Annotated in this window: 17 protein-coding genes; 3 read left to right on the plus strand and 14 right to left on the minus strand. The window is 59.0% G+C overall.

Annotated features, from left to right (window positions below; genetic code table 11):
• Nucleotides 1–72: 72 nt before the first annotated feature.
• The 14 genes from EEQ99_RS34905 to tssH form a co-directional block, all read right to left on the minus strand.
• On the minus strand, nt 73–1218 hold the full coding sequence (locus tag EEQ99_RS34905; protein WP_097543406.1) for a hypothetical protein: 1146 nt from the start codon (nt 1216–1218) through the stop codon (nt 73–75).
• A gap of 72 nt (nt 1219–1290) precedes the next feature.
• Nucleotides 1291–2043, minus strand: coding sequence for a GAD-like domain-containing protein (locus EEQ99_RS17010; RefSeq protein ID WP_097543405.1), 753 nt, complete (start codon nt 2041–2043; stop codon nt 1291–1293).
• Between the two features lie 70 nt (nt 2044–2113).
• On the minus strand, nt 2114–2848 hold the full coding sequence (locus EEQ99_RS17015; protein WP_097543404.1) for a GAD-like domain-containing protein: 735 nt from the start codon (nt 2846–2848) through the stop codon (nt 2114–2116).
• Nucleotides 2849–2910: 62 nt separating this feature from the next.
• Nucleotides 2911–4230, minus strand: coding sequence for a hypothetical protein (locus EEQ99_RS17020; protein WP_244604810.1), 1320 nt, complete (start codon nt 4228–4230; stop codon nt 2911–2913).
• Nucleotides 4231–4266: 36 nt separating this feature from the next.
• On the minus strand, nt 4267–5379 hold the full coding sequence (locus EEQ99_RS17025) for a hypothetical protein (protein ID WP_127430785.1): 1113 nt from the start codon (nt 5377–5379) through the stop codon (nt 4267–4269).
• Nucleotides 5379–6881 carry a DUF4150 domain-containing protein gene (locus tag EEQ99_RS17030; protein ID WP_097543402.1) on the minus strand — a complete coding sequence of 501 codons (1503 nt, stop codon included), beginning with the start codon at nt 6879–6881 and terminating at the stop codon, nt 5379–5381. Before EEQ99_RS17030 ends, EEQ99_RS17025 begins: the two co-directional genes overlap by 1 nt.
• Nucleotides 6882–6938: 57 nt before the next feature.
• Nucleotides 6939–8015, minus strand: a complete 1077-nt coding sequence (locus EEQ99_RS17035; protein ID WP_097543401.1) for a hypothetical protein — start codon at nt 8013–8015, stop codon at nt 6939–6941.
• Nucleotides 8002–9669 (minus strand): DUF4150 domain-containing protein, encoded by a 1668-nt coding sequence (locus tag EEQ99_RS17040; protein ID WP_127430786.1) that lies wholly within the window; start codon nt 9667–9669, stop codon nt 8002–8004. Before EEQ99_RS17040 ends, EEQ99_RS17035 begins: the two co-directional genes overlap by 14 nt.
• Nucleotides 9666–10775 (minus strand): DUF2169 family type VI secretion system accessory protein, encoded by a 1110-nt coding sequence (locus EEQ99_RS17045; RefSeq protein ID WP_097543399.1) that lies wholly within the window; start codon nt 10773–10775, stop codon nt 9666–9668. Before EEQ99_RS17045 ends, EEQ99_RS17040 begins: the two co-directional genes overlap by 4 nt.
• Before the next feature lie 10 nt (nt 10776–10785).
• A complete protein-coding gene (gene tssI, locus EEQ99_RS17050; RefSeq protein ID WP_097543398.1) occupies nt 10786–13050 on the minus strand; it encodes a type VI secretion system tip protein TssI/VgrG in 2265 nt (754 codons plus the stop codon).
• Nucleotides 13051–13078: 28 nt separating this feature from the next.
• Nucleotides 13079–14011 carry a hypothetical protein gene (locus EEQ99_RS17055; protein ID WP_244604811.1) on the minus strand — a complete coding sequence of 311 codons (933 nt, stop codon included), beginning with the start codon at nt 14009–14011 and terminating at the stop codon, nt 13079–13081.
• Between the two features lie 9 nt (nt 14012–14020).
• Nucleotides 14021–15097, minus strand: a complete 1077-nt coding sequence (locus EEQ99_RS17060) for a hypothetical protein (RefSeq protein ID WP_097543428.1) — start codon at nt 15095–15097, stop codon at nt 14021–14023.
• Nucleotides 15098–15247: 150 nt separating this feature from the next.
• Nucleotides 15248–15724: an Hcp family type VI secretion system effector gene (locus EEQ99_RS17065; protein WP_003575677.1), complete on the minus strand. Its 477-nt coding sequence runs from the start codon at nt 15722–15724 to the stop codon at nt 15248–15250.
• 41 nt (nt 15725–15765) lie between these two features.
• Nucleotides 15766–18540, minus strand: a complete 2775-nt coding sequence (gene tssH, locus EEQ99_RS17070) for a type VI secretion system ATPase TssH (RefSeq protein ID WP_127430787.1) — start codon at nt 18538–18540, stop codon at nt 15766–15768.
• 428 nt (nt 18541–18968) lie between these two features.
• Here tssH and tssA point away from each other — a divergent pair, with 428 nt between their 5' ends.
• The 3 genes from tssA to tssC all read left to right on the plus strand — a co-directional run bounded on the left by tssA (nt 18969) and on the right by tssC (nt 22028).
• Complete coding sequence (gene tssA, locus EEQ99_RS17075) at nt 18969–19835, plus strand: type VI secretion system protein TssA (RefSeq protein ID WP_047616885.1); 867 nt, start codon at nt 18969–18971, stop codon at nt 19833–19835.
• Nucleotides 19836–19891: 56 nt separating this feature from the next.
• Nucleotides 19892–20416: a type VI secretion system contractile sheath small subunit gene (tssB, locus tag EEQ99_RS17080; protein ID WP_047616886.1), complete on the plus strand. Its 525-nt coding sequence runs from the start codon at nt 19892–19894 to the stop codon at nt 20414–20416.
• A 130-nt stretch (nt 20417–20546) separates the two neighbouring features.
• Nucleotides 20547–22028: a type VI secretion system contractile sheath large subunit gene (gene tssC, locus EEQ99_RS17085; RefSeq protein WP_047616887.1), complete on the plus strand. Its 1482-nt coding sequence runs from the start codon at nt 20547–20549 to the stop codon at nt 22026–22028.
• The last annotated feature ends 25 nt before the right edge of the window (nt 22029–22053 follow it).

Raw genomic sequence — 22053 nt, forward strand, 5'->3', positions numbered from 1 at the left:
ACGGACAGAACGGCGTATTTTGACCATTGTCCGGCAGCTCCTCGAAATCTTCATCGTCGTCAGGGGCGTCGGTCATCGAGGTTTAGGCGGCAACCCTTTGAAATCGCGTTCCAACAACTCAGGTGGAATTTCGATTTCTGTCCAGCGATCACCGTCAAAGGTGTGCACGCCATGCTTCGAGTCGAAATAATACAGGACGTCATCGACAGCCTGGACTTTGAGCGGGTTCGGAATGTTGCGATTGATGCTCGGATCAAGGACGGGCTTCAAAGGTGACAACAGATGCCCGTCGAACCAATGCAAAGCGTAGTCTGAGGCTATCACCATCCGACCCTTGAATTTCGTGATCGAGTGCAGCTTTTCATTGTTTCCCTTGAAAGAAACATCCTGAAAACCATGTTCGGCATTCCCGACCAAAATGACGCCATTGCCGCCGACAGCCCAAACCTTCTCCAAGGACTCAACAAAAATATCCGAAAGCGTAGCAGGCTCCGGATAGTATTTTCCCGAACGCGGCTTGGCAACGATCTGCCATTCCTGCCCATTCCAGTGATAGAGGCGGCCTTCGAGGACACGGCTTGGCCCCTCTGAGGCTCGTCGAATGGCTGCCGCCTCTCCATTCCGACCGGCTAGGTAGAGGCGACCCATCTCCTCCTCCTCTTCGTCTGTTAATTCCCTGTTTGTGCTTGTCGGTGAATAGGTCACATTCATATAGAGGTCGCTCTCGGTCGAGCCATCCAGATCGCCGAAGACGAGATAATCGTAGGTTTCCGGTGCTTGCGGCAGCTTTTCCTTATGAAACCAGCCCAAGTCGGTATCGGTCAGTCGGTAAAGCTGCGAATGATAGCCGGTTACCAACAAGGCATCGCCAATCAGCGCTATTGAGTTGACGTATCCAAGGTCCGTCGAATCGTCGGAATAGACGCCTGCGCCCTCTATTTTTCGATGGGAGGAATTCTGCCCCATCGGTAGGGTATAAACATCACCTTCATCGCTGAGGGCATAGATGATCGGTCGTCCATCCGCCCCTACTTTACCAGCAAGACTATCGATCTTGCGCGGGACGTCGGAACGAGACCAAGGTTGTTCCAATCGCCCTTCGTAAACAAGGATATACGAGTGCATATCCTCGTAGTCCTTGCCGCTGAACACGATGCAGAAAGTGTCCTTCGCCAGGGCAATGGCTCCATCAAGGCGGAGTGGATCATACGGCTGCATATTTCCTCACTTCAATAGGTGCCGACCGACCTTCAGGACATCACGCGTTGCCCGTCGGGGCGTCGAAGCAAATTATCGAACGCTACCGACGGCGATCGTTTGGGATACAATTTGCTGCTGCCCTGCGACTTCGACCGCGAATGAATGGTAAATCTCGTCAGGTACGCGCGAGACAGCCTCGGAAATTTTCAGTTTTTGATAGCGGTCAGCCGTATTTCCCCCCGCAGTCCTATCTCGAAAATGGATCTCGCTCTGCGAGAGTTCCCCGAGATTTCGGCGGAGCTGCGGCATGAGGGCTTTACCGCTATCGTCATAAATCGCCTTGTATGAATCCGAACTGGTTGCCGCCAACAATATGTTCCAGATGTTCTCCGGCGCAGACCTGGCTTCGAGAAACAGCTCAACCGCGTTTTGAGGCATGTCCACACCGGCCGCGCGATAGATCTCCTCCAGATCATGGGGTGGGGGATCGGTTCGGCTTCGGCTCGTCAAATCCATCAGCAGTGCGACATCGAGCGAAAATGTGAAATGCCGCCCTGCCCTATGCCACAGATTGACGGTTCCCAGGCTCGAATATCCGAAGGCGGCGAGGTCATCGGCATACAATTCCGGAACATTGGCCAGGATCTGGCGAAAGAAGCTCTCGAAAAGAGCCGGAGTGCACATCCAATAGTTCCTGTCTGCATAGTGCCCCACGCCATGTTGGATCCAGAATTCTCTCAAGTCCTCCGGAACACGCCCGATGACACTTTCCGCGTCGGGCTGAGAAATTCGTCTTACCTCGTTGGGTTTACCTCGCGCCTGAAGAAATTCTGCTGCGGTCATTCGTATCCCAAACCGCGGTCAGAAAATGAGCCAATACTCTCCAGTTCGGCGGAATCTACTAGCCTCAGTCTCATCGGCTCTGTGGCCCGATCGTTCGGCGCGGTGTCACCGTACCAAGACCACGTTCTCCCCGAGCGGGCGGTGTATAGTCGTAATAGGTTGGCGGTTCCATGGAGGCCAGAAAGACCAGATGCTCGACCAATGGCATCTTCTGAAGATTCTTCAAAATGTTGCGGCCGCCTAAACCAAGTGCAGGCGCAAAACCGTAGATTTGGCCCCATGCGAGAGGCCCCAGCGTTTCCAAAGCCTGAGGCATCATGTTTTTCTGATTTTCGTCCTCCCACGGCGGAGTAACCGGCGCAAATCGACCTGAGAAACATAGACCCAACATGACTTCATCAGTCCACCGGCGTTGGTATTCCTCGTTATATCCTCGATTGTCGACAGCCACCTCTCCCCTCGGCAGGTTTAACCTAATCATGGCATCGCCGTACCAGATATCGATCTCACCGAAGGCAGTATAGCCAAAGGCGTACATCTCTTTCGGATCAAGTTCCGGATCACCGCGAAAGACATAGTCCAGCACCGGCTTAGGCAAGGAGGTATTGCAGAGCCAGTATTGGCCGTCGGACCAACTGCACCAACCATGATCGGTCCAGAAACGGAGAAGAAAATCCGGCAGTTTTCCCCGATAGGCCTCCACATCAGCCGCGCTCGGACGAATGACATTGTCGATCTTGTAAGCCGAGCGAAATTCGTCGAACCACTTGATCTCAAAGATGTTGTAGTTTGATTTTTCAGCCACGTTTTCGTTCCCGAACGAGTTGACTGACAGACTTCGTCAAGCTCGTCAGCCGCGCGATTTGGTCAAGGCGGTCCTTTCCCGCCACCACCCTTGAACGGCCGCTGCGAAAGTTCCTTCGGAATGTCGTGTTGATTCCAACCCTGATCATCGAATGTGTAATAGCGAAGCCCGTAGTCGAACACGTAGAGCTTATCGTTTTGAACGAAGATCGCGCTCGGCTGCAGCACGAAGGGGGCAGAGCGCATCTTCACCTTGGGCGCGAATGGCTTTGCAAAATGGCCATCGAACCGGAACAGTTCGGTGCCGGTTGCAAGGATCATTTCGTTGCGCCAGCAGACGCCGTCCTTGAAATTCTTCTCGCGGTCGGCAATGGACGAAATGTCGGTAAAGCCGGCTTGAGGATTACCCTTCATCACCAAGCCGTCGGAACCGATGACATAGTCGGCTTCGTTTCCACCGCTCTCGATATCAGAAACATAGGAATAAGCGGGAAGAGACCGGGCGATACGATCCGGCAGTGCCTGCTGCTTCCAGGCTCCGGGCCGGCCGGTGAAAAGCGTTTTCAAACGCGGATAACTGTCCATTTCGGCATAAAGCTTCTTCTGAAGCTGAAATTCTTGTTCCTCGGACATATCCTCTCGATAAAGTGGATGGCCGGGATAGAGATTGAAATGCCGCGTGCTCGCTGCTTGCGTGGCAACAATGAAAATATCGCCATCGCGGTTAGTGCCGAGAATCGTCCAATCGGGAACCTTATAGGGATGTTTCGTCTCCAATGGAGGAGAGACATCTTGCCAGGATTTTTCCTTGCCAAGCCTCAGAAAACCTTCGCTGCCAGCGACCAGCCATTGATCCCCGACCGGCAGAATGGAACTGAACAAAATCTCGGGTGCGTCATCAGATTCGGCTTGTGTCCCGGGAATGACCGAATGCTCGGCGCCTTTCGGACTGATCACATAAATGTCGCCATTCAAGCTGAGCGTCACGTAAGACGGTTCACCTACGTCATCGGTCCGCGGCACGACCCTGACATCCCGCAATTCCCGCCGCACATCGAGGCGGGAGAATGTCTGCGCTTCGGCGTCGCGCGTCAGGATGATGGTATAGGGATCGTCCCAGCGCGGGCCGCCGATCAAAAGCGCAAAATATCGATCATCCGCCATGGTCGCGGCATAAAGCGTTGGCTCCCATGCTCCGTAAAACGTCTCGAAATCTTCGTCGTCAGTGGCGGAAATTTCCGCTTCGGCCTCGGAAATCCTCCTGGCCTCGTGGAGTTTGCCTCGCGCCTCAAAAAACTCCGTTGCGATCAGTCGTACCTCCTTCAAATCGCGATCAAGGACTTCTCCGCATCCCGGTGGCTGTACTGACGTACGTCCGCCCATTAACAGCTATGGCTGCAAGGATACGATAGACGAGCCCTATCGTCTGGCAGGTAAGCCTTTGAACTCGCGTTGCAGAAGTGACGGCGGGATCTCGCACCAATCCCAGGATTGCCCGTCCCACCTGCAGACGCCATGCTTCCTGTCGAAATAAATCAGCGTGTTATCGAAAGATTGAATTTTCAGAGGTGCAGGAACATTTCGGTTTATAGCTGCGGAATTTAGTTTGGGTTTCACGATGCCGAGCTTATGGCCGTCAAATCGGCGAAGACCGTCGTCGGTAGCCGCAAGCAGCTCGGAACGATACCACGCGGCGCTGAACAACGTTTCCGTATCCCCGTGGAAGCCGACCTTCTCAAATCCTCCTTCGATGGTTCCCTCCAGGATCAGACCTGCCACGCCCAAAAGCCAAATACGATGTTCCGGGTCGCGATACAGCCCTCTGATCACGCAATCTTCAGGAACTAATAGTCTTGAGAAGACACCATCAAGATAATGATAAACGCGTTGCATGCGTGGCCTTGTGACGCGCTCGGACCGTTGCTCCTTCATCATCTTTAGAAACTGCTCCGGGCTGACATTTTCCCAACTTTTAGGATCGAGCTGCGCAGCGCTTGGTGCAGAATAAGGTCTCTGAACACTTTCGATGACAAGCGAACCGTCTAGGGAAACCGCCTTTCCGAAATGTTCGGCCTCATAACCGTCCTCTCGGGATTTGTTCGCAGAAAGCCGTTGCCACGTTCCAAAGCCCTCTCTGCGATAGAGTTGGCGGCTATCCCCGACGACATATTGGCTATGTCCATCTACGACCAGCGTATGGACTGCCCCAAAACCCTCAGCATCTTCGCTGAGAATCCCAGCCCCGGGGATCTTCGATCGCTCCGCATGTTCGTCCTTCAACACATAGACGTCGCCCTCGTTACTGAGCGCTACCGGTACATGGCCTTCCGTAGGATCGGCTTCCATATAGCTGATATCGACGATCTCGCGCCGAACATCCGTTCTGCTCCACGGCTGAGAAAATCGCCCGTCATAGGAAATGATCGCAGTAAATGGATCCTCGTATTCAAGCTCGCCAAGACATATCGCAAAGCGGTCGACATCAAATGCCACAGCGGCTTGAATTGTTGCCTTCCAGTCACTGCCGTTCATCAATAATGCCCCCTTCTCAGTACTGTTTCGGCATCGCCGGACGGAAGTGGCCGTTCCCTCGTTCGCCCAGGAGCGGCAAATCCGGTTTTTGATGCGACTTGACCTGTTGCCATGGCTGTAGCTAGCGCTTTGCATTCTTCCGGCAAATCCGGAATATCCTCGATGACTTTGATACTTTCAGCTAAAATTGCCCCCATTGGCGCTGTCCCCGGTACAGGGCTTGCGAGTTCCGCAAACCGTTGTCGAAGTATTCCATGCAATCCTTCGCTATCGCTTCCGTGCTGCCGACTTAGCAAGCAAATCGACATCCCCTGGTTAAGCGTCGGCGCGTTGGGTATACGATTCTCCGTGGAATCATATTCCGATTTGGCAGGTCGCCGCCCTAACCGATAGGCCATATCAGGAACGATATGGTGAGCGTTGCCCCGACATATCGGCTCAATCTCCTCGTAGGGGCCAACAATGCATCGACGTTGTGAGCCTTCCTCGTCAACACGCGCACCCTGGGTCTGTGGTAGAGGTTGTGGTTGCTGCCTTTCCTCTGTCTCCTGTTGCCTCCGGCGTCGTGCGTTCTCTGCGCGCTCGGATCGGAACCACTCCTGAACGTCATCAACGTCGACGCCTTGCTCCTCAAGTTCGCGTGCCTTCCGGAAAAGCGCCCGTTCGAAATCATCTTGTGGCATTTCATCATACCACGGCATTGCCGTCGAGGTTGGCCACATACCCTCGATAAAAGCTCCGACTCCAGTCATTGCCCTACCAAATCGGCCGAGCCTTCCGACCCATTTGCCAACTTTGATGGATGGCCGGGGTGGAGGCCTATTCCACTGCGGAACATTCGGCCGGATGACCTGCCCCGGCGGTCGTGGCATCGGCGCAGGTCGGGCCGGTACAGGAACCGTTTGAGGCACCGTTGCAGGCGCCGCTTGCGCATATTGCGCGCCCATGATCAGCGGCTCGGGTGAGGCATCGCTGATGACACGGCCTTCGTCACTGCCATTCCAGCGTAGCGATCCAGGGACGGGATCGTCGTCTTCAGGCGACGCATAAGTTTGCGTCCCACGTACGAAGATCGCTTCACCCTGTGTGTTGCGGTTGTTCATCCAGAAACGGTCGAGATGCCGGATGACGTGCGAACCCTCGGCACGTACCTGGTCGGCATGACCGATCGGCTCACAAATATTTTCAACGGTGCCGGATTTGACCCCCTTTTTCGTTCCCGGCGCATCGCCATGAACGTGGGTCGTACAGGACCGACGGACCATTGCCTTCTTGCCGGTGAAGCGGACAGATGGCGTGTAGTCTTTGTCGTGCCCGCAATAGTCGACGATGGGGTATGGGATGGGAACAACGGAAGAGCCGACTGGCGTCAGGCATACATCCGGCGACAGCGAGACGATCTTTGCCTCGTCAAGATCACGCAAACCTTCACGTGGTTGCTTCGTCGTCCAGGGCGTTGGATAGTCGGGCTCGCCGACGTAGTTATCGCGCGGGATGCTCATACCGCTGCTCCGTCGGGATGAGCATCAGCCACACCCGTGGGCAACAGATGCCTTGTTTTAAAGATCAGGATGCTCAATCCGCTCCCACTCATTCCCATCGAAGCGGAAAATATCCTTCTGACCGACAACCCAAAGAACATCACCGACAGCCCCCGCATAGAAAATGTATTCACCGCGCAGCTTAGGGAGAGCGGGGGAAAACCGGCGCAGATCGGACGTGCCGGGCGCGAGTTCGAACAGGCCGCCCGGGCGAACGCTCGACGGCAATATCAGCTTGCCTCGATAGGGCGTAATCATGTGAAAGAGATTGAGCTGTTGACGCAGATTGACTGGCGTGAACCCGCGTGCATAGCTGCCGTGCAGCAGCACGCCTTCCCGTCCGCATATCCAGACGCTATCCGCGTGCTCAATGTGGATGCCCGTCAGCGCTGCTTCCTCAAGATAAACCTTCAGCTCATGCAGCTCCGAACCGTCCCAGAAATAGAGGACGGGCCGGGGTCCCTCTGATCCGCATAGATATATCGCATCCTCCGAAAAGCCTTTGATAGCGTTCAGAGAAATGTTTTTGGGCGCTTGCTTCTGAAAGTCCCTCAGCCAGGAAAGGTAGTCCGGATCATCTGTGCGAGGCCTTCCTTCTTTTTTCTTCTGATAGCTGGCCATGTCGAACAGCAATCTATCAGTCAGAAGGCTCCAACTGTCCCGACCGTGTCGCCGATAGATTTGCCCACCCTGTCCGCATGCATAAAGTTTGCCTCCGACCTGGGTAATTGCTGACATTCGTCCATGCCCTTTAGCGTCTGCCACCCAGGTTCCCGCGCCCGGGATCTTTTCGCGAAAGTTTCCTTTCCACCAAGCGTGATAAACATCCCCCTCAGAAGACATATAGGTGAGATAGTCGGTCGTAGCGTCGATTTCCGGATTGCTGAATAAGGTGATGTCCTGCATATGGAAATCGAAGTCGTCATAATACCATTGTTCTCCGATCCGGGCGTCGTGTTCGAAGCGAAAGATGCGGGATTCTGGAGCATAGACGTCAGATCCTGTCATGACGGCATTGATCACGACGACATCATCGGAGCGGGCGCAGGCGCGAGTGAATTCTATCATGCTGCTCGCACTCTTAAGGTCTTGCATTTGCACCTCTCTTGGCACCCGTCTGCAACGCATTGAGCGTGTCGCTGGGCAAAGGCGGATACTGTTTGGCTCGCAACAGTTGGTTGGGGTCTCTCCCGGCGAACTCGCCATTGACTGCAGCGATGATCTGCGCGGCACAATCCGGCCGAACGGACGTCATCGCGTCGATAGAGGCATCCTTAACATCATCCAAAGTTGCGGTGAACGGCGGATTGGAATTTCTACCGAGCGCCTCGATCGCCCCATCGGCCAGGTGAGAATCGTTGTGTTCGGTTCCCTGCGTCCTTGCCTGCCCGACGACGCACATGCTCTGCCCTTGCCAGAAACCGGGCATATTCGGAATTCGTTTTTCACCGACGATCGCTTCCTTGCGGGTGCCATAGCGCAAGGTCCAATCAGGTACGATATGATGGGCCTGCATGCCGATGCTCTTGCAGATCGGCTCCATCTTTTCGTAGGTGTCGATCCGGCATCTCCGCTTTTCACGCTCCTGCTCCACGCGGACGTTTTCCGGGACGGGCAGTGCTGCAGGCGCCCGGCGCTCACCGATGCGCTCTGCGTTTTTCCGCAACTGCTCGGCGCTGGGCCACGGCGCCTCGAGCAGGTCGGCGAGATCATCGGGATCCATCGTGCGAAAATCGAGCGGCACACCGGCCTTCAACGCCAGAATGTCATTGGCATTGAGGATGGTCGCATTCCCGGAAAACCATTCCCGCATATGCCAGGGCAAATTGCTGATTTCCTGCGCTTGCGTCGACGTAATAGGGACTTGCCCGCGCAAATGGTCCCCGATCGCCCGAGCCATGACACCATCCGGTCCGACATACCATCGTCCCGCCATGTCGCCGAGTTGGTAGCCGGCTTGCGCAAGGCCGAGCAAACCGAGCACCCGGCCCGCTCCTGTCGGCAAAGGGCGTCCGAAGGTTCCGCGGCGTTGATAAACGTTGTCATTCGCGGCGGGAGGAAAAGGTCGGGTCGTTTGCGGCCGCTGTGGCTGCGGCAGCGGCTTGGGCTGGGTTGCCGGTTGCGCATTTCCTGCCGATTGCTGCGGCGCTACCTTGCGAAGAGCGCTCCCCGCATCCGCGTATTGAGCCCCCATTATCAGCGGTTCGGGTGACGTGTCGCTCACGACCTTGCCTTCGTCACTACCCTTCCAGCGCAGTGAGCCGGGAATGGGATCATCGTCTTCAGGCGGCGCGAATGTCTCGGTACCGCGCACAAAATTCGCCTCGCCCTGCGTATTGCGATTGTTCATCCAGAAGCGGTCGAGATGGCGGATGACATGAGATCCCTCGGCTCGAACCTGATCCGCATGCTCGATCGGCTCGCAGATGTCTTCTACCGCGCCTGACTTAACGCCCTTGCGATTGCCCGGAGCGTCGCCATGGACATGCGTGGTGCAGGAGCGCATGACCATGGCTTTCTTGCCAGTGAAGCGGACGGATGGCGTATAGCCCTTGTCGTGCCCACAATAGTCGACGATCGGGTATGGTATGGGAACGACCGAAGAACCTATCGGCGTCAGGCACACATCCGGCGACAGCGAAACGATCCGTGCCTCATCGATATCGCGGAGCCCTTCGCGCGGCTGCTTCGTCGTCCAGGGCGTGGGATAGTCGGGCTCGCCGACATAGTTGTCGCGCGGAATGCTCATGCCGCTGCTCCGTCGGGATGAGCATCATCCGCCGCTTTGATTTGAACCCGCGTCAACGTAAGCGATGTTTGGCCTGCCTCCTGAAGCGGAAAGCGCGTCCGCCAGGTCAGCATAACTCGACCATCGTTCCGCCAGTCGAAATGCACGCCGTCCAGCGAGAGCAGATACCACTCATCGCGCTCCTGGCCGACACATCGGACGCCCAGCGTGATCCCCGGCAGTCGCCCTGTGGCTTGGGCGAAGCTAGGGTGGAGATGATCCAGTTCGTAGTCTTCGTCCCCGCTCAGATAAGGGGCCGCAACGAGATCCGGATGAGCGCATTGCCAGAAGCGTGCATCGAAATCTTCCGGCAGAAGCGGGTGACGCTCGTTGAGCCAGACATCGTCATAGGTCCCGGCATGTTGCTGACGAGATCGCCACCAAGGCGACACCAAGCCCAGTCCCTGAGGCTCGGTGGGCTCGCGCCAGTTCAGCGTCTGTCCCAGCAACGTGATTTGCGGTGCCGCGACGGGCGCTTGATCCCAAGGCATGTCGAGATTGACGATGCCGCAGCCGAGCGGATTGCGCGCTTCGACATCGGCGGGCGTTTCGGTTTGCGGATCGCCCGTACCGGGAATTTGACCGCCATAGGCCTTGCTCCAGCAGATCGGCACCGAAGATGCCGGTTCTGCTTCGCTCAGATGCCAATCCGCCAGCACCCGCTTGGCTTCCCTTGCCGAAAAGCCGGCCCATTTTTCCTTGACGACCGGGCGCCAGAAGCGCGCGCCATGGACTTCAAGCTTTTTGGAGAGCTGTCCGACTTGCAGACCGACCTGCCATGACGATGCTGGAGTGCTGCCCGGCGCATAGGCATTGCCGAGGAAAGTGATGTCGGTGCCGACCTTCTCTGGCGTGAGGTCGGTCTGACGCAGGAGAGGGCTGGCATGGGGATCACCTTCATAGGCGTCCTCCCACTGGAAGTCTTCCTGCTCGCGACGTAACCGCAATCTGTCGTTTTGAACATGTTCGAACGTGCCACGAACCGACACGACACAATCCAAGTCCCCGTTCGCATCGAACTGCCGAAAGGCCATAGCCGGAAAGGGAAGCCGGTTGATCAGTTCCAAGCGAACCTCCTCAGTTCAGATCGATCGGCTTGCCGCGCATCTGGAAGTGTTCGGTGGCGACGAAGTTGAACGTCTTGCCGAGAATGATCACTTCGCCATTGGCTTTCATGATGAATTTGGAATCGCCACATTCGATGACGAATTCCTCGCCGACGGCGATCTTCTTGAATTTGCCGACGCTCTCCAGCGATGTCTGGCCGACATTGGTCACCTTGCTCACGCCGATCTGCTCGGCACGGGCAATCCCGATCGTGTCCGATTTGAACGAGCCGACAATCGTGTTCATGATGCCGGGCAGCGGAAAAAGGCTGGAGGCCGCGTCGCCGACACCCGTGCCGGAACCAGCCAGCGCCGTACCCGCATCCGCTCTCGGTGACGGCCCGGACACAACGCCCTCGCGGCTTCCCAGTCCGCCTGCACCAAGGAAACCCAGCGCTGAAGACGCCAGCGTGCCGGCAAAGGCCGCGAGCCCCGGCCCACCGCCGCCTGCAATTTGCCCAGCCTGCGCCAAGAGCCCGGCCGTATGCCCGGAGAGACCGCTGACCGCCCCCATCAGCGCCATGGCCATCGGCCCGGTGCCGCCGACGACGGTGTTCATCGAGCCGCCGACCTCGTGCTTCTGGTTGCCGCCCACTTCGACCGTCCGGTTGGCGCCGATCGCCGAAACCTCGTGCCGGTCGATGCGTTTGGTGCGGTCGTTCAGCACCCGCGTCGTCTGGTCCTTCTGGGCGTGGAAGAACATGTTCTCCTGGCCGGCCTCGTCTTCGAAGGTCATTTCGTTGAAGCCGGTGCCCTTATGGGAGTTCGAGCGCATGACCATGCGGGTCTTGTTGGCCGGCAGGTCGTAAGGAACTGCGTTGCTGGGATTGGGGACCACGCCGGTGACCAGTGGCCGGTCGGGGTCGCCGTCGACGAAGGCGACCATCACCTCCATGCCGATGCGCGGGATGACTTGGGCGCCCCAGGTCCCGCCTCCCCAGACCTGGCTGACGCGCACCCAGCAGGTGTCGGAACCGTCCTTCTTGGCCTTGCGGTCCCAGGGGAACCACAGCTTGATGCGACCGTACTGGTCGGGATGGATCTCCTCGCCGGAGGGGCCGGCGACGATTGCCACTTGCGTGCCCTCTATCCGAGGCCGCTTGGTCTCGCGGTGCGGCGTCATCGCCACCCGTGACGGCACCGCCTCGAATGTGTTCGTGTATTCCGGCTCGTTGCTGTTCGTCTCGTAAGAGCGGTCGACGACGGTATGCACCGCCTTGACCACCACATGCTCCTCATAGGCATGGTCGGGATGGGCGACTTCATAGGGGGTGAAGCGGCGCCCCGCCTCCAGGATGCGGGATGTGGAGCCGCCGAAGACCCGGTCGTGGTCGGCTTCGGAGGCCTGCATCCTGAGTTTTTCCGCCCGCTCCGCCTCAGCGACCGACGAGATGCGGGCCGGGTATTCGTAGAGCTCGCGCTTGGTCGCTTCCGGCATCTGCACCAGCGACGGCGTCATCGTGCCGGGCACCATGCGCGGCGTCTCGAAGTTCCAGTCGGCACCGGCCCGCTGCCCCGGCACATAGGAATAGCGCCGGCTCCACTCGGTGATATGGTTGCGGTCGGCCGAGCCCTGCGCCAGGCGGACCTGCCCCTCGCCCTGCGCCGAGGGCGACGGGCCGAGCCAAGACCGGGCGCTGTCGGCCACATGCAGCTTGTGTTTGCCGTCCTCATGGGAGAACCAGTAGAACAGTCCGTCCTCCTCGAAACGGCGGGTGAGGAAGGCAAGGTCGGTTTCGTTCCACTGCACCGAATAATGCTGCGGCGGTGGTGGCGTGATCACGCCTGACGTATCGGGCGCCGGGATGCCGTGCTCGGAAAACAGCGTTTCGACGATATCGACCGAGGTCTTGTCCATCCAGATGCGGCAGTCGGAACGGCGCGACAGCAGCCACATCTGCGGGCGCAGCACCATGGAATAGGATCTGAGGCCGCGGGTGATCGGCGGCCCCTCGTTGAGTTCGGTCACCAGCCCGTTGAACGGCCGGCGCACGCCGCCGCCATCCTCGCCCTGCTGCACCTCGACGGAGACATCCATCAGCCGGCCGATCAACTCCTCCGGCTTGACCGACGGCTTCTTGGCGCGCGCCGACAGCTTGATTTCAAAGAGCGAGGAAATGCCTTCCTCGATCGTCACCCGCTCCGGCAGAAGCTGGTCCTCGCCGAGCGGCGAGACGATCTTCAGAATACGGTTCGCCTGGATGAAATCGGCGGCGAGGGATTGCAAATCGTCCATAACATCACGTTCCGTCTTGGGAGCCGAATTACTGCTGCTGTTGCGGCCGAGGATGGGTCTTGAGGTAATCCACCAGCGCCTGGAAATACTGCCCCAGCATTTCGCTATTGGCCTGATCGGAGACCTGCTTGTAACTTTCGATGAGCGCGTCGCGCTTGGCCTTTCCACCGGGGCTTTCATAGAAATCCGTCAGCACCGACAGGTCTTCCGGAGACAGGGTGGCGAGCACGAAGGTCAGCCGCGCCTTTTCATTCGCCCGTGCCATGTCCTTGGGAAGCGGTTTCTCGTTCTCGCTTTTCGAACGCAGCGACGAGATCACGCTCTTCATCTCGGATTGCAGCTTGTCCTGCGGAGCGGACGCCAGCGTCCCGGCATCGGAGCTGGAGAGGGTCTCCAGGGACAGATACATGAGCTGGGCGGTGAAAGCCGTTTCCACGGCAAGATCCGGGCCGGCCATCAGATCGGCAAGCCGATTGATACGCGGCCCGTTGTCCGGGTCGGCAAGACGCGTTTCGATATCCTTCGCCGCGGTCTGGTCCTGCGCTTCGTACATGCGCGCGATCTTCGCCTGCCCCTCTTCCAAAGCCGCTGCCGCTTTGGCGAAGGCTTTCGGATCGACGGCATCGTCGCCGGCCTCACCGACGGCCTTCGAAACTTCGGCCAGCATGCTGTCGGCCTTGAAGGAAGACCGCGCCGCCGTTTCAAGCAGCGGCTGCGCATCCGAAGTCGCCGAAATGCCCCGATCGGCCGCAGCCTTGGCGACATTGTCGACAGCGGCAGGCGTGCCGGAAAGGCGCGACGCCACCTCTTCGATCTGAAGCAGGGACTGATCGGTGGTATCAGAGGCACCGACCATGCCGGCCGCACTTACGGCCATGGCGCAGACGAGAGCGGCCGCAACCAGCGGCCAGCGCATGCGCCCCATCAATCCGTGCGGCTTCAGGAGATCCGTCAACAGCATCGACACCCCTCAGATCATCCTGACGTCGGTGAGCTGCTTGGGCCGCGCGTCGGTGGAAAGTCGGTTGATGATCTGCTCCGCCTTCGCCAGTTGGGCGCGGCCTGTGGGGTCTATCAGAAGCTTTTCGGCAAAATTCTGCTCGGGATAGAAGGATGAATTGCCGGTAAGACGGCTGAGCGTGTTGATGCGATCCCGTACGACCGATCCGATATTGTCGTATTCGACACGCTGACCGGGTTCGAAAGGCTGGAGCGGCCGGCCGATAAAGCGGGGCGAAGTGGCCTTCGGATAATCCGATGCCGAGGGCATCTGCGGAATGGCGTTCTTGCTGTATTCGATATCCCGGCCCATGCCACCGACAGTACCGCCGGTGGCCGGCACATAGGTCACCAGCTTGTCGGAATCCAGAACCGCGCTCATGTAGAACAAGAGCTCCATCTTCTGGGACAGCCGGTTTTCGTCGACGCGCCGGCTCTCCGGCGGATTGCAGAACGGCGTCTTGCCGACCAGATCGGCAAGCCTGGATTTGTTGGCCTCGCTGATCGAATTGTCCTGTTGCACGCCCCTGACGAAATCATGCACGCAGATGTGGTTGGTATCGATGAAATCGGCGATCCGCGTCATGAAATTGAGGGCGGTCGGCGCGGAAGCGATCGGCGCGCTGCTCGTCAGCTTTTCCGCAGCGCTGGTCACCTGCTTGTTGGCGAGCTTCTTGGCCTCGTCGAGCACGCCGCCGAGCGCAAACATCACCGGCTTGCTGTTGGCCGCGGCATGCATCAGGTCGAAGGTGCGGTTGAGATTGTTGTTGCAGATCACCCGAAGCGCCGTGCGCCCCGCCAGCACACGCACCGAGGTCGTGGCAAAGGCGGCCATCATGATGCTGCCCGTCAGGACCGAAGCGGAAAACACGAAGAGCTCGGCCAGCATCCGGTCGCGGGCTTCCTGGGCTTTCGTGGTCTTCTGGTAATTGTCGACGGCGAGATCGTAAGCCCGCACATAGGGATTGGCGACATTCGTCTCCCATTGGGATTTGTATTTGGGCAAATCTACAAGAATATCGTTCAAACGCTCAGTTGCAGCCGACACGATCATCTCCATTGTCTAAAGCGCAAGGATGTCTCTCAATTCATCTGCGAAAACAGCCTATTTCAGCGCCCTTCCCTGTGATGGAAAAGGCGCTCGAAACGTCGGCTGCAGTGCCAGCAACAAGGCTGGCACTGCCGATGTTGAGAAGCCTCAGGCGGCCTTGGTGGTCGCGAGATCGTAAGAGGCGATCATCGGCGACTGCGGCGAGTGCTTGTCGTCGTAAGGCGTGTACTTCACTTCCATCTTGGTGAAGTTCAGCTTGATCGTCTCGACCGGGCGGTCACCGTTGGAATCGATCGAGTAGCTGGCGATCAGCGTGTTCTCGAGGGAATACTCGATGTAAGTGTCGCCGGGGTTGCCCGTGGTGACGAGATGGATGACGGAGCGCTTGCCGGTGCGGCCCGAGCAGGCCTCCTGGAAGAGCTTGGTCGACGAGGAGTCGCTGACCTTGGTGAGGATCACTTCCGAAACGGTCGGCTCGGAAGCTTCGCGGTTTGCCGCCGAACCGGCGGAGGTGTTCATGTTGCGGGCGACGTTCCAGTGAATGGCTTCGATGTCCATCCACTTGCGATGCTGCTCGTGGGTCGCATCCCCCTGGATACCGTCGATCTGAAGATAAATCGGCATGCTGTCAGCTCTCCTATTGGCGGTTGAGTGCCTAGTTGCGTCTAAGGCGTAGTTGCCTTTCTTCTCGCTGCTCCCCGAGTGCGCTTGCGGCTCGGGGCTACTTCATCCGACAACCGGTTTTCCCCCGGCGTGTCGAATTCCTGCGGGGCGGCCTCTTCGGCATCGAGGCCGAAACGGTGGCCGTCGTAACCGATGGTGACCCCGTGAATTTTCTTCCCCTGGCCAACGGCATCGAGGAAAAATGTCGAAAGATCAGGCAAGAGGTCGCGGGCAATCATGACCTCGATCGCGCGGGCGCCCACCTCGCTGGCGCGGGCGCGCGAAATCAGCGCGTCGCGGGCTCCCGGCGAGAGTGAAAGCCTGGTCCCGTAGGTGGCCTCGACCCGCTCGCGGATGCGGCCGATCTGGATATCGACGATGCCCGAGAGGGTCTGGTTGCCGAGCGGCATGAAGGGCAGCACGGTCGTACGGCCCAGGAAGGCCGGCTTGAAATGCTTCTGCAATTCCGGCGTCAGCAGCGCTTCGAGCGCGTCGGCCTCGGGCATCGTGTCGGGGTCGGCGGCCAGTGCGGCGATCATCTCCGAACCGGTATTCGCCGTCATGACGATGGTGGTGTTCTTGAAGTCGATGTCCCGGCCTTCGCCGTCGCGCAGGGTTCCCTTGTCGAACACCTGGTAGAAGATTTCCTGAACGCCCGGATGCGCCTTGTCGATCTCGTCGAGCAGCAGCACCCCATAGGGCCTGCGCCTCACCGCCTCGGTGAGCACGCCGCCTTCGCCGTACCCGACATAACCGGGCGGCGAGCCGAGGAGCATGGAAATCTTATGCTCCTCCTTGAATTCGGACATGTTGATGGTCGTGAGGTACCGGCTGCCGCCATACAGCATGTCGGCGAGCGAAAGCGCGGTTTCGGTCTTGCCGGTGCCGGACATGCCGACCAGCAGGAAGACGGCCGGCGGCCGGCGCGGATCGGAAAGCCCGGCGCGGGCCGCCCGCATCGCTGATGCGATGCGCTCGATCGCCGCGTCCTGGCCAAGCACTCGCTCCTTCAGGCGGGCATCGAGCGTCTTGACGGTCTCGATCTGGTCCGACAGCAGCTTGCCGACCGGAATGCCGGTCCAGCGAGCGACGACGGCGGCAACGATTTCCTTGTCGACGACGCGCGGTAGCAGCGGCGTTTGATCCACGACTGCCGCCAGGCTGCGTTCCGTGACGGCAAGTGCGGCGCGTGCGCTTTCCGCGGTCATGGCTTGCGATGGGAAAGGCGCGACATTCGTGCCGTCGCCCGTCTTGTCGGCCGGCGCCAGCGGGACGACGGCGTCGTCGGGCGAGAAGAACTCCTCCAGCCGGTCCGCTTCCCGGACGAGCCGGTTTTCTTCGTCGAATTTCGACTGGAGCGTCTCGATCTCCAGAACGATCTGCTTCTGCTTGCCGGCGATCTCCTCAAGCCGGGCGCGCTTTTCCGGCGTCTCCGGTTCGCGTGCGAGCCAGTTCGCCTCGGTTTCCAGAAGATCGCGCTCGTCGGCGAGCAACTTCAGCGCCTCCGGCGTCGTCTGGCGCGCCAGCGCCACCGCAGCAGCGGCCGTGTCGATCAGGCTGATCGCCTTGTCGGGAAGCTGCCGGTCCGGCAGATATCGCGCCGAAAGCCGGACGGCGGCGATGATCGCCTCGTCGCGGATGCGGACCTTGTGATGGGTTTTCAGGCCTTCCGCCACGCCGCGCAGCATGCGGATTGCGGCTTCTTCGTCCGGCTCGCGGACATGCACTGTCTGGAAGCGGCGGGTGAGTGCGGCATCCTTTTCGATGAAGCGCTTGTATTCACCCCAGGTCGTCGCCGCGATCGTCCGCAGTTCTCCCCGCGCCAAAGCGGGCTTCAGGATATTGGCGGCATCACCCTGTCCCGCCTGCCCGCCGGCGCCGATCAGCCCATGCGCCTCGTCTATGAACAGGATGATCGGCTCGGGCGAGGTCTTCACCGCATCGACCACGCCATGCAAGCGCCGTTCGAACTCGCCTTTGACGCCGGCGCCAGCCTGCAGCAGGCTCAGGTCCAGCAGCAGCAGCTTCACGTCCTTCAACCGGGTCGGCACGTTGCCGGCGGCGATCTCCAGGGCAAGCGCTTCGGCCACCGCGGTCTTGCCGACTCCCGCCTCGCCGACCAGGATCGGATTGTTCTGGCGCCGGCGCATCAGGATATCGATCAACTGCCGCAATTCGCCATCACGGCCGATGACCGGGTCGATCCGGCCGGCGCGGGCATCCGCCGTCATGTCGTGGGTGTAGAGCCGCAGGAATTCATTGTCCCCAGAGAGGTTCGGAGACGGGGTGGCGGGCATGGAAAGCGGTTCCGACGAACCGGACGACGCTTTCTCCAGCAACCTGTCGAGCGTCGCCCTGTCGAGATTGCGCATCGATGGGGCAATGCCCCGCATCACGGCCCGCAATGTCGAATCATTGATCAGCGCGGCCAGCAGATCGGCCAGCAGCACGACATTCCGCCCGCATTGCAGCGATGCAACCAGAAAGGATTCCCTCCCAAGGGCAAGCAGGTTCGGAGAGAGCGCGAGCGAGGCGCCATCCTCCCGCGGCATGTCGGCGATCGCCGCGTCGAGCTCTGTCCTCAGCATTTCGGAGGAGAGCTTGAGCTCTTCGAAAACGGCAGAAAATCCTGCGATATCAAGAAGGGAGCGAAGCCAGTGGGCGATATCGACGACGGCGTGCTGATGCCGTACGGCAAGCGAAGCCGCTGTCTCAAGACCGACACGTAAATTGGGCTCAAGCGTTCTTATCAGACGATTGAGATCGATATGGGACATCCACCAGTCCTGTGTTTACGTCGAAATTCAGTATGCTCTCCTAACGCGAAGAAACAACTAGGGCGCTCATAAACCCTTGTCCAGAAGAAAAACGACTCTATTTTGAAAAACGAGCATATCGAAAGTCGTCATAAATCCGTCATCATCCTTCGATGGTTGACAAGCCAATATGAGCCGCCCAAAATGACCGTTCTTCGCAGTATGCTCTGCTTTTTGAGGAATTTAACCGCGTGAACGTTCGCGAAATTATAGATCCATTTGAACAAAATCATCCGTGCGGAGAAAACGTTCGGATTAATACTTCATCACGTGAAATATACTATAGAATTAAGGACGCGAGAAACGCCGCGCGTACAGCCGAACGTAGTATTTCTCCAGGCGACACTATTGCGCTTGCACCTGCCTGGCATGATGTTAGCAATCTTTGATTGCAGATCCTTTCTTCCAGAAGCAAGGACATCGAAGTATTGGCCTGGCTGGCGGAAGCGCAGTTACGGCTGCGCGGCTTCTCAGGATTGCATGACGTTTACGTCGCAACCGTGTCGCTTTTGGACAAGTATTTCGACGCTTTGCATTCGATCGGAGACGGCGATATCGAGGAACGGTTCGCGCCCTTCGCGGGCCTGAACGGCGTCGGCGGCGAAGGAACGCTGATCCAGGCTATTCGTTTGACATCGTTGATCCCCGGCGGAAAGTTCGCCCAGTTTTCGCTTTGGGATTTTCAGCTTGCACAGCGGCCGAACGAAGCCGAACGGCGCAAGGAATTGCAGCAGGCGGCGGCAGAAGCCGGTGTCGCTCAGATGTCAGCCCATCTCGGCGTGCTGACCGAGTGCATCGCCGCTTTCGATCGCATGGTCGAAATACTTGACAGACACTGCGGCGACCAGGCGCCACCGAGTTCGAATACACGCAATGTTTTGCAGGAGGCCGCTTCTGCAATCCGGATGCTCGCCGGGATCGAAGAGCCGCTCACCGCTCCTGAAGCCCTTGTCCCGCAGGGATCCGAGCCGTTGCAGGCAAGCAATGGCACCGAAGCCGAGGCCATTCGCATGCCACCGGTCAGCGCCGAGACGATTCGTTCGCGGGAAGAGGCCTTCGAACTTCTGATCGCCGTTGCCCGCTATTTCCGCCGTACCGAGCCCCATTCACCGATCTCCATGTCGATCGAGACGCTGGTGCGTCGCGGCCGCATGGACTTTTTCGAGCTTCTTGCCGAACTGCTGCCCGAACAACACACCCGCAACGCGGTGCTGACGGCAGCCGGCATCCAGCCCGTCACCGACAAGGGAGGCTAGCGGCAGGCCGCAGCATCTCAATTGACAATCCGCCGATGAGACGAAGGAGAATCTCGATGGCAAGTGTGCATGAAAAACTGGAACGGGTTCGCAAGCCGCGGGTCCACATCAAATACGAAGTCGAAACCGAAGGCGCGATGGTGGTGAAGGAACTGCCTTTCGTCGTCGGCGTGCTCGGCGACTTCTCCGGCAATCCCACGCAGGCGCTCAAGCCTTTCGGCGAGCGCAAATTCGTGCAGATCGACCGCGACAACTTCGATGACGTCATGCGCCGCATGACGCCAGGCCTCACCCTGTCGGTCGAGAACACCCTCGAGAAAGATGGAACCGAGATTCCGGTTTCGCTGAAATTCGAAAGCATGGCCGATTTCGAACCCGGCTCTGTCGTCGATCAGGTACCGGCGCTGAAGGCCCTGCTCAACGCCCGCAACCAGCTGCGCGACCTGATGAGCAAGGCGGACCGCTCCGAGGAACTCGAGCGCCTGCTCGAGGATATCCTGCAGAACAAGGCCGATCTCTCGCAGCTGGTGGCCCAGCTTGGCGGCGGCAAAGCCGAAGAGGCGAAGGACGTGTTGAACTGAGTGCCTGGGATCGCGGACCGATAGCGGCCCGCGCGTTCAATTCCTGAAAAGTCGTTGTCCGGCAGCCGCCCCTCTCGAAGGGAACCCCTCATGCTTCGAGGGCCGCCGCTTTCGCAAAAAGGATCGATAGATGACCGCCGAAACGCAATTGCAAACAAAGGAAGAAGCCGGGTTCGCGCCTGATGAGAACCTGCTCTCGAAGGTCGTTGCGGCAACCCGCCAGACCGAGCCCGACCGTGCCCAGGACCTTCTGCGCACGCTGACCGATCAAGCCCTGAAGGGTACGGTCAGCTATGATCGCAACCTGACGATCACACTGAACAATGCCATTGCCGAGATCGACAAGGCGATTTCAAGCCAGCTCGCGGCCATCATGCAGTCGCCCGAGTTCACCAAACTCGAAGGCGCCTGGCGCGGCTTGAATTATCTCGTCAAGAACACCGAGACCAGCGCCAATCTGAAGATCCGCGTGCTCAACGCATCCAAGCGCGATGTCGCCAAGGATCTGGCAAAGGCCGTCGAGTTCGACCAGTCGCGGCTCTTCAAGTCGGTCTATGAAGACGAGTTCGGCACACCCGGCGGCGAACCGATGGGCGCGCTGATCGGCGACTACGAATTCGACAATTCCTTCGACGACGTCCAGCTTCTGCAGGGCGTCTCGATGATCGCCGCAGCCGCTTTCGCGCCGTTCATCTCGGCCGCCAGCCCGCGTATGTTCGGCTTCGAGGATTTCCGCGAACTGGCCAAACCCCGCGATCTCGAGAAGATCTTCGAGACGGTGGAATACGCCAAGTGGCGCAGCCTGCGCGACAGCGACGATTCACGCTTCGTGACGCTCGCCATGCCGCGCGTGCTCGCCCGCATGCCCTACGGCCCGAAGACCAGCCCCATCGAAGAGTTCAACTTCGATGAAACCGGCGGCTCCAAGACCGGCGAACTGTCGCACGATTCCTACTGCTGGATGAACGCAGCCTATGTGATGGGCACGCGTCTGACCGAAGCCTTCGCCAAGAACGGCTGGTGCACCGCCATCCGAGGGGCGGAAAACGGCGGCAAGGTCGAAGGGTTGCCGATGCATATCTTCTCGAGCGACGACGGCGATCTGGACCTGAAATGCCCGACGGAAGTCGGCATCACCGACCGCCGCGACGCCGAGCTCGGCAAGCTCGGCTTCCTGCCGCTCTGCCACTACAAGAATACGGACTATGCCGTGTTCTTCGGGGCGCAGACCGCGCATAAGCCGAAGCTCTACGACCGGCCCGAAGCAACAGCCAATGCCGCCGTTTCAGCCCGTCTGCCCTATATGATGGCGACCTCGCGCTTTGCCCATTATCTCAAAGTGATGGGCCGCGATAAGATCGGCTCCTTCATGGAGGCGGAAGATTGCGAGGCCTGGCTCAATCGCTGGATCTCCAACTATGTCAATGCCAATGACGACGCCGGCGAGGAATCGCGGGCGAAATATCCGCTGCGCGAGGCAAAGGTCACCGTACAGGAGATCCCCGGCAGGCCGGGCGCTTACAATGCCGTGGCCTGGATGCGTCCGTGGTTGCAGATGGAGGAATTGACCACCTCGCTGCGCATGGTCGCCCGGATTCCCTCGAAGAACTGATGAAAGCAGGGTCGGGCGTGGTGGG

Source organism: Rhizobium anhuiense, from assembly GCF_003985145.1.
Taxonomy (GTDB): Bacteria; Pseudomonadota; Alphaproteobacteria; order Rhizobiales; family Rhizobiaceae; genus Rhizobium; species Rhizobium anhuiense.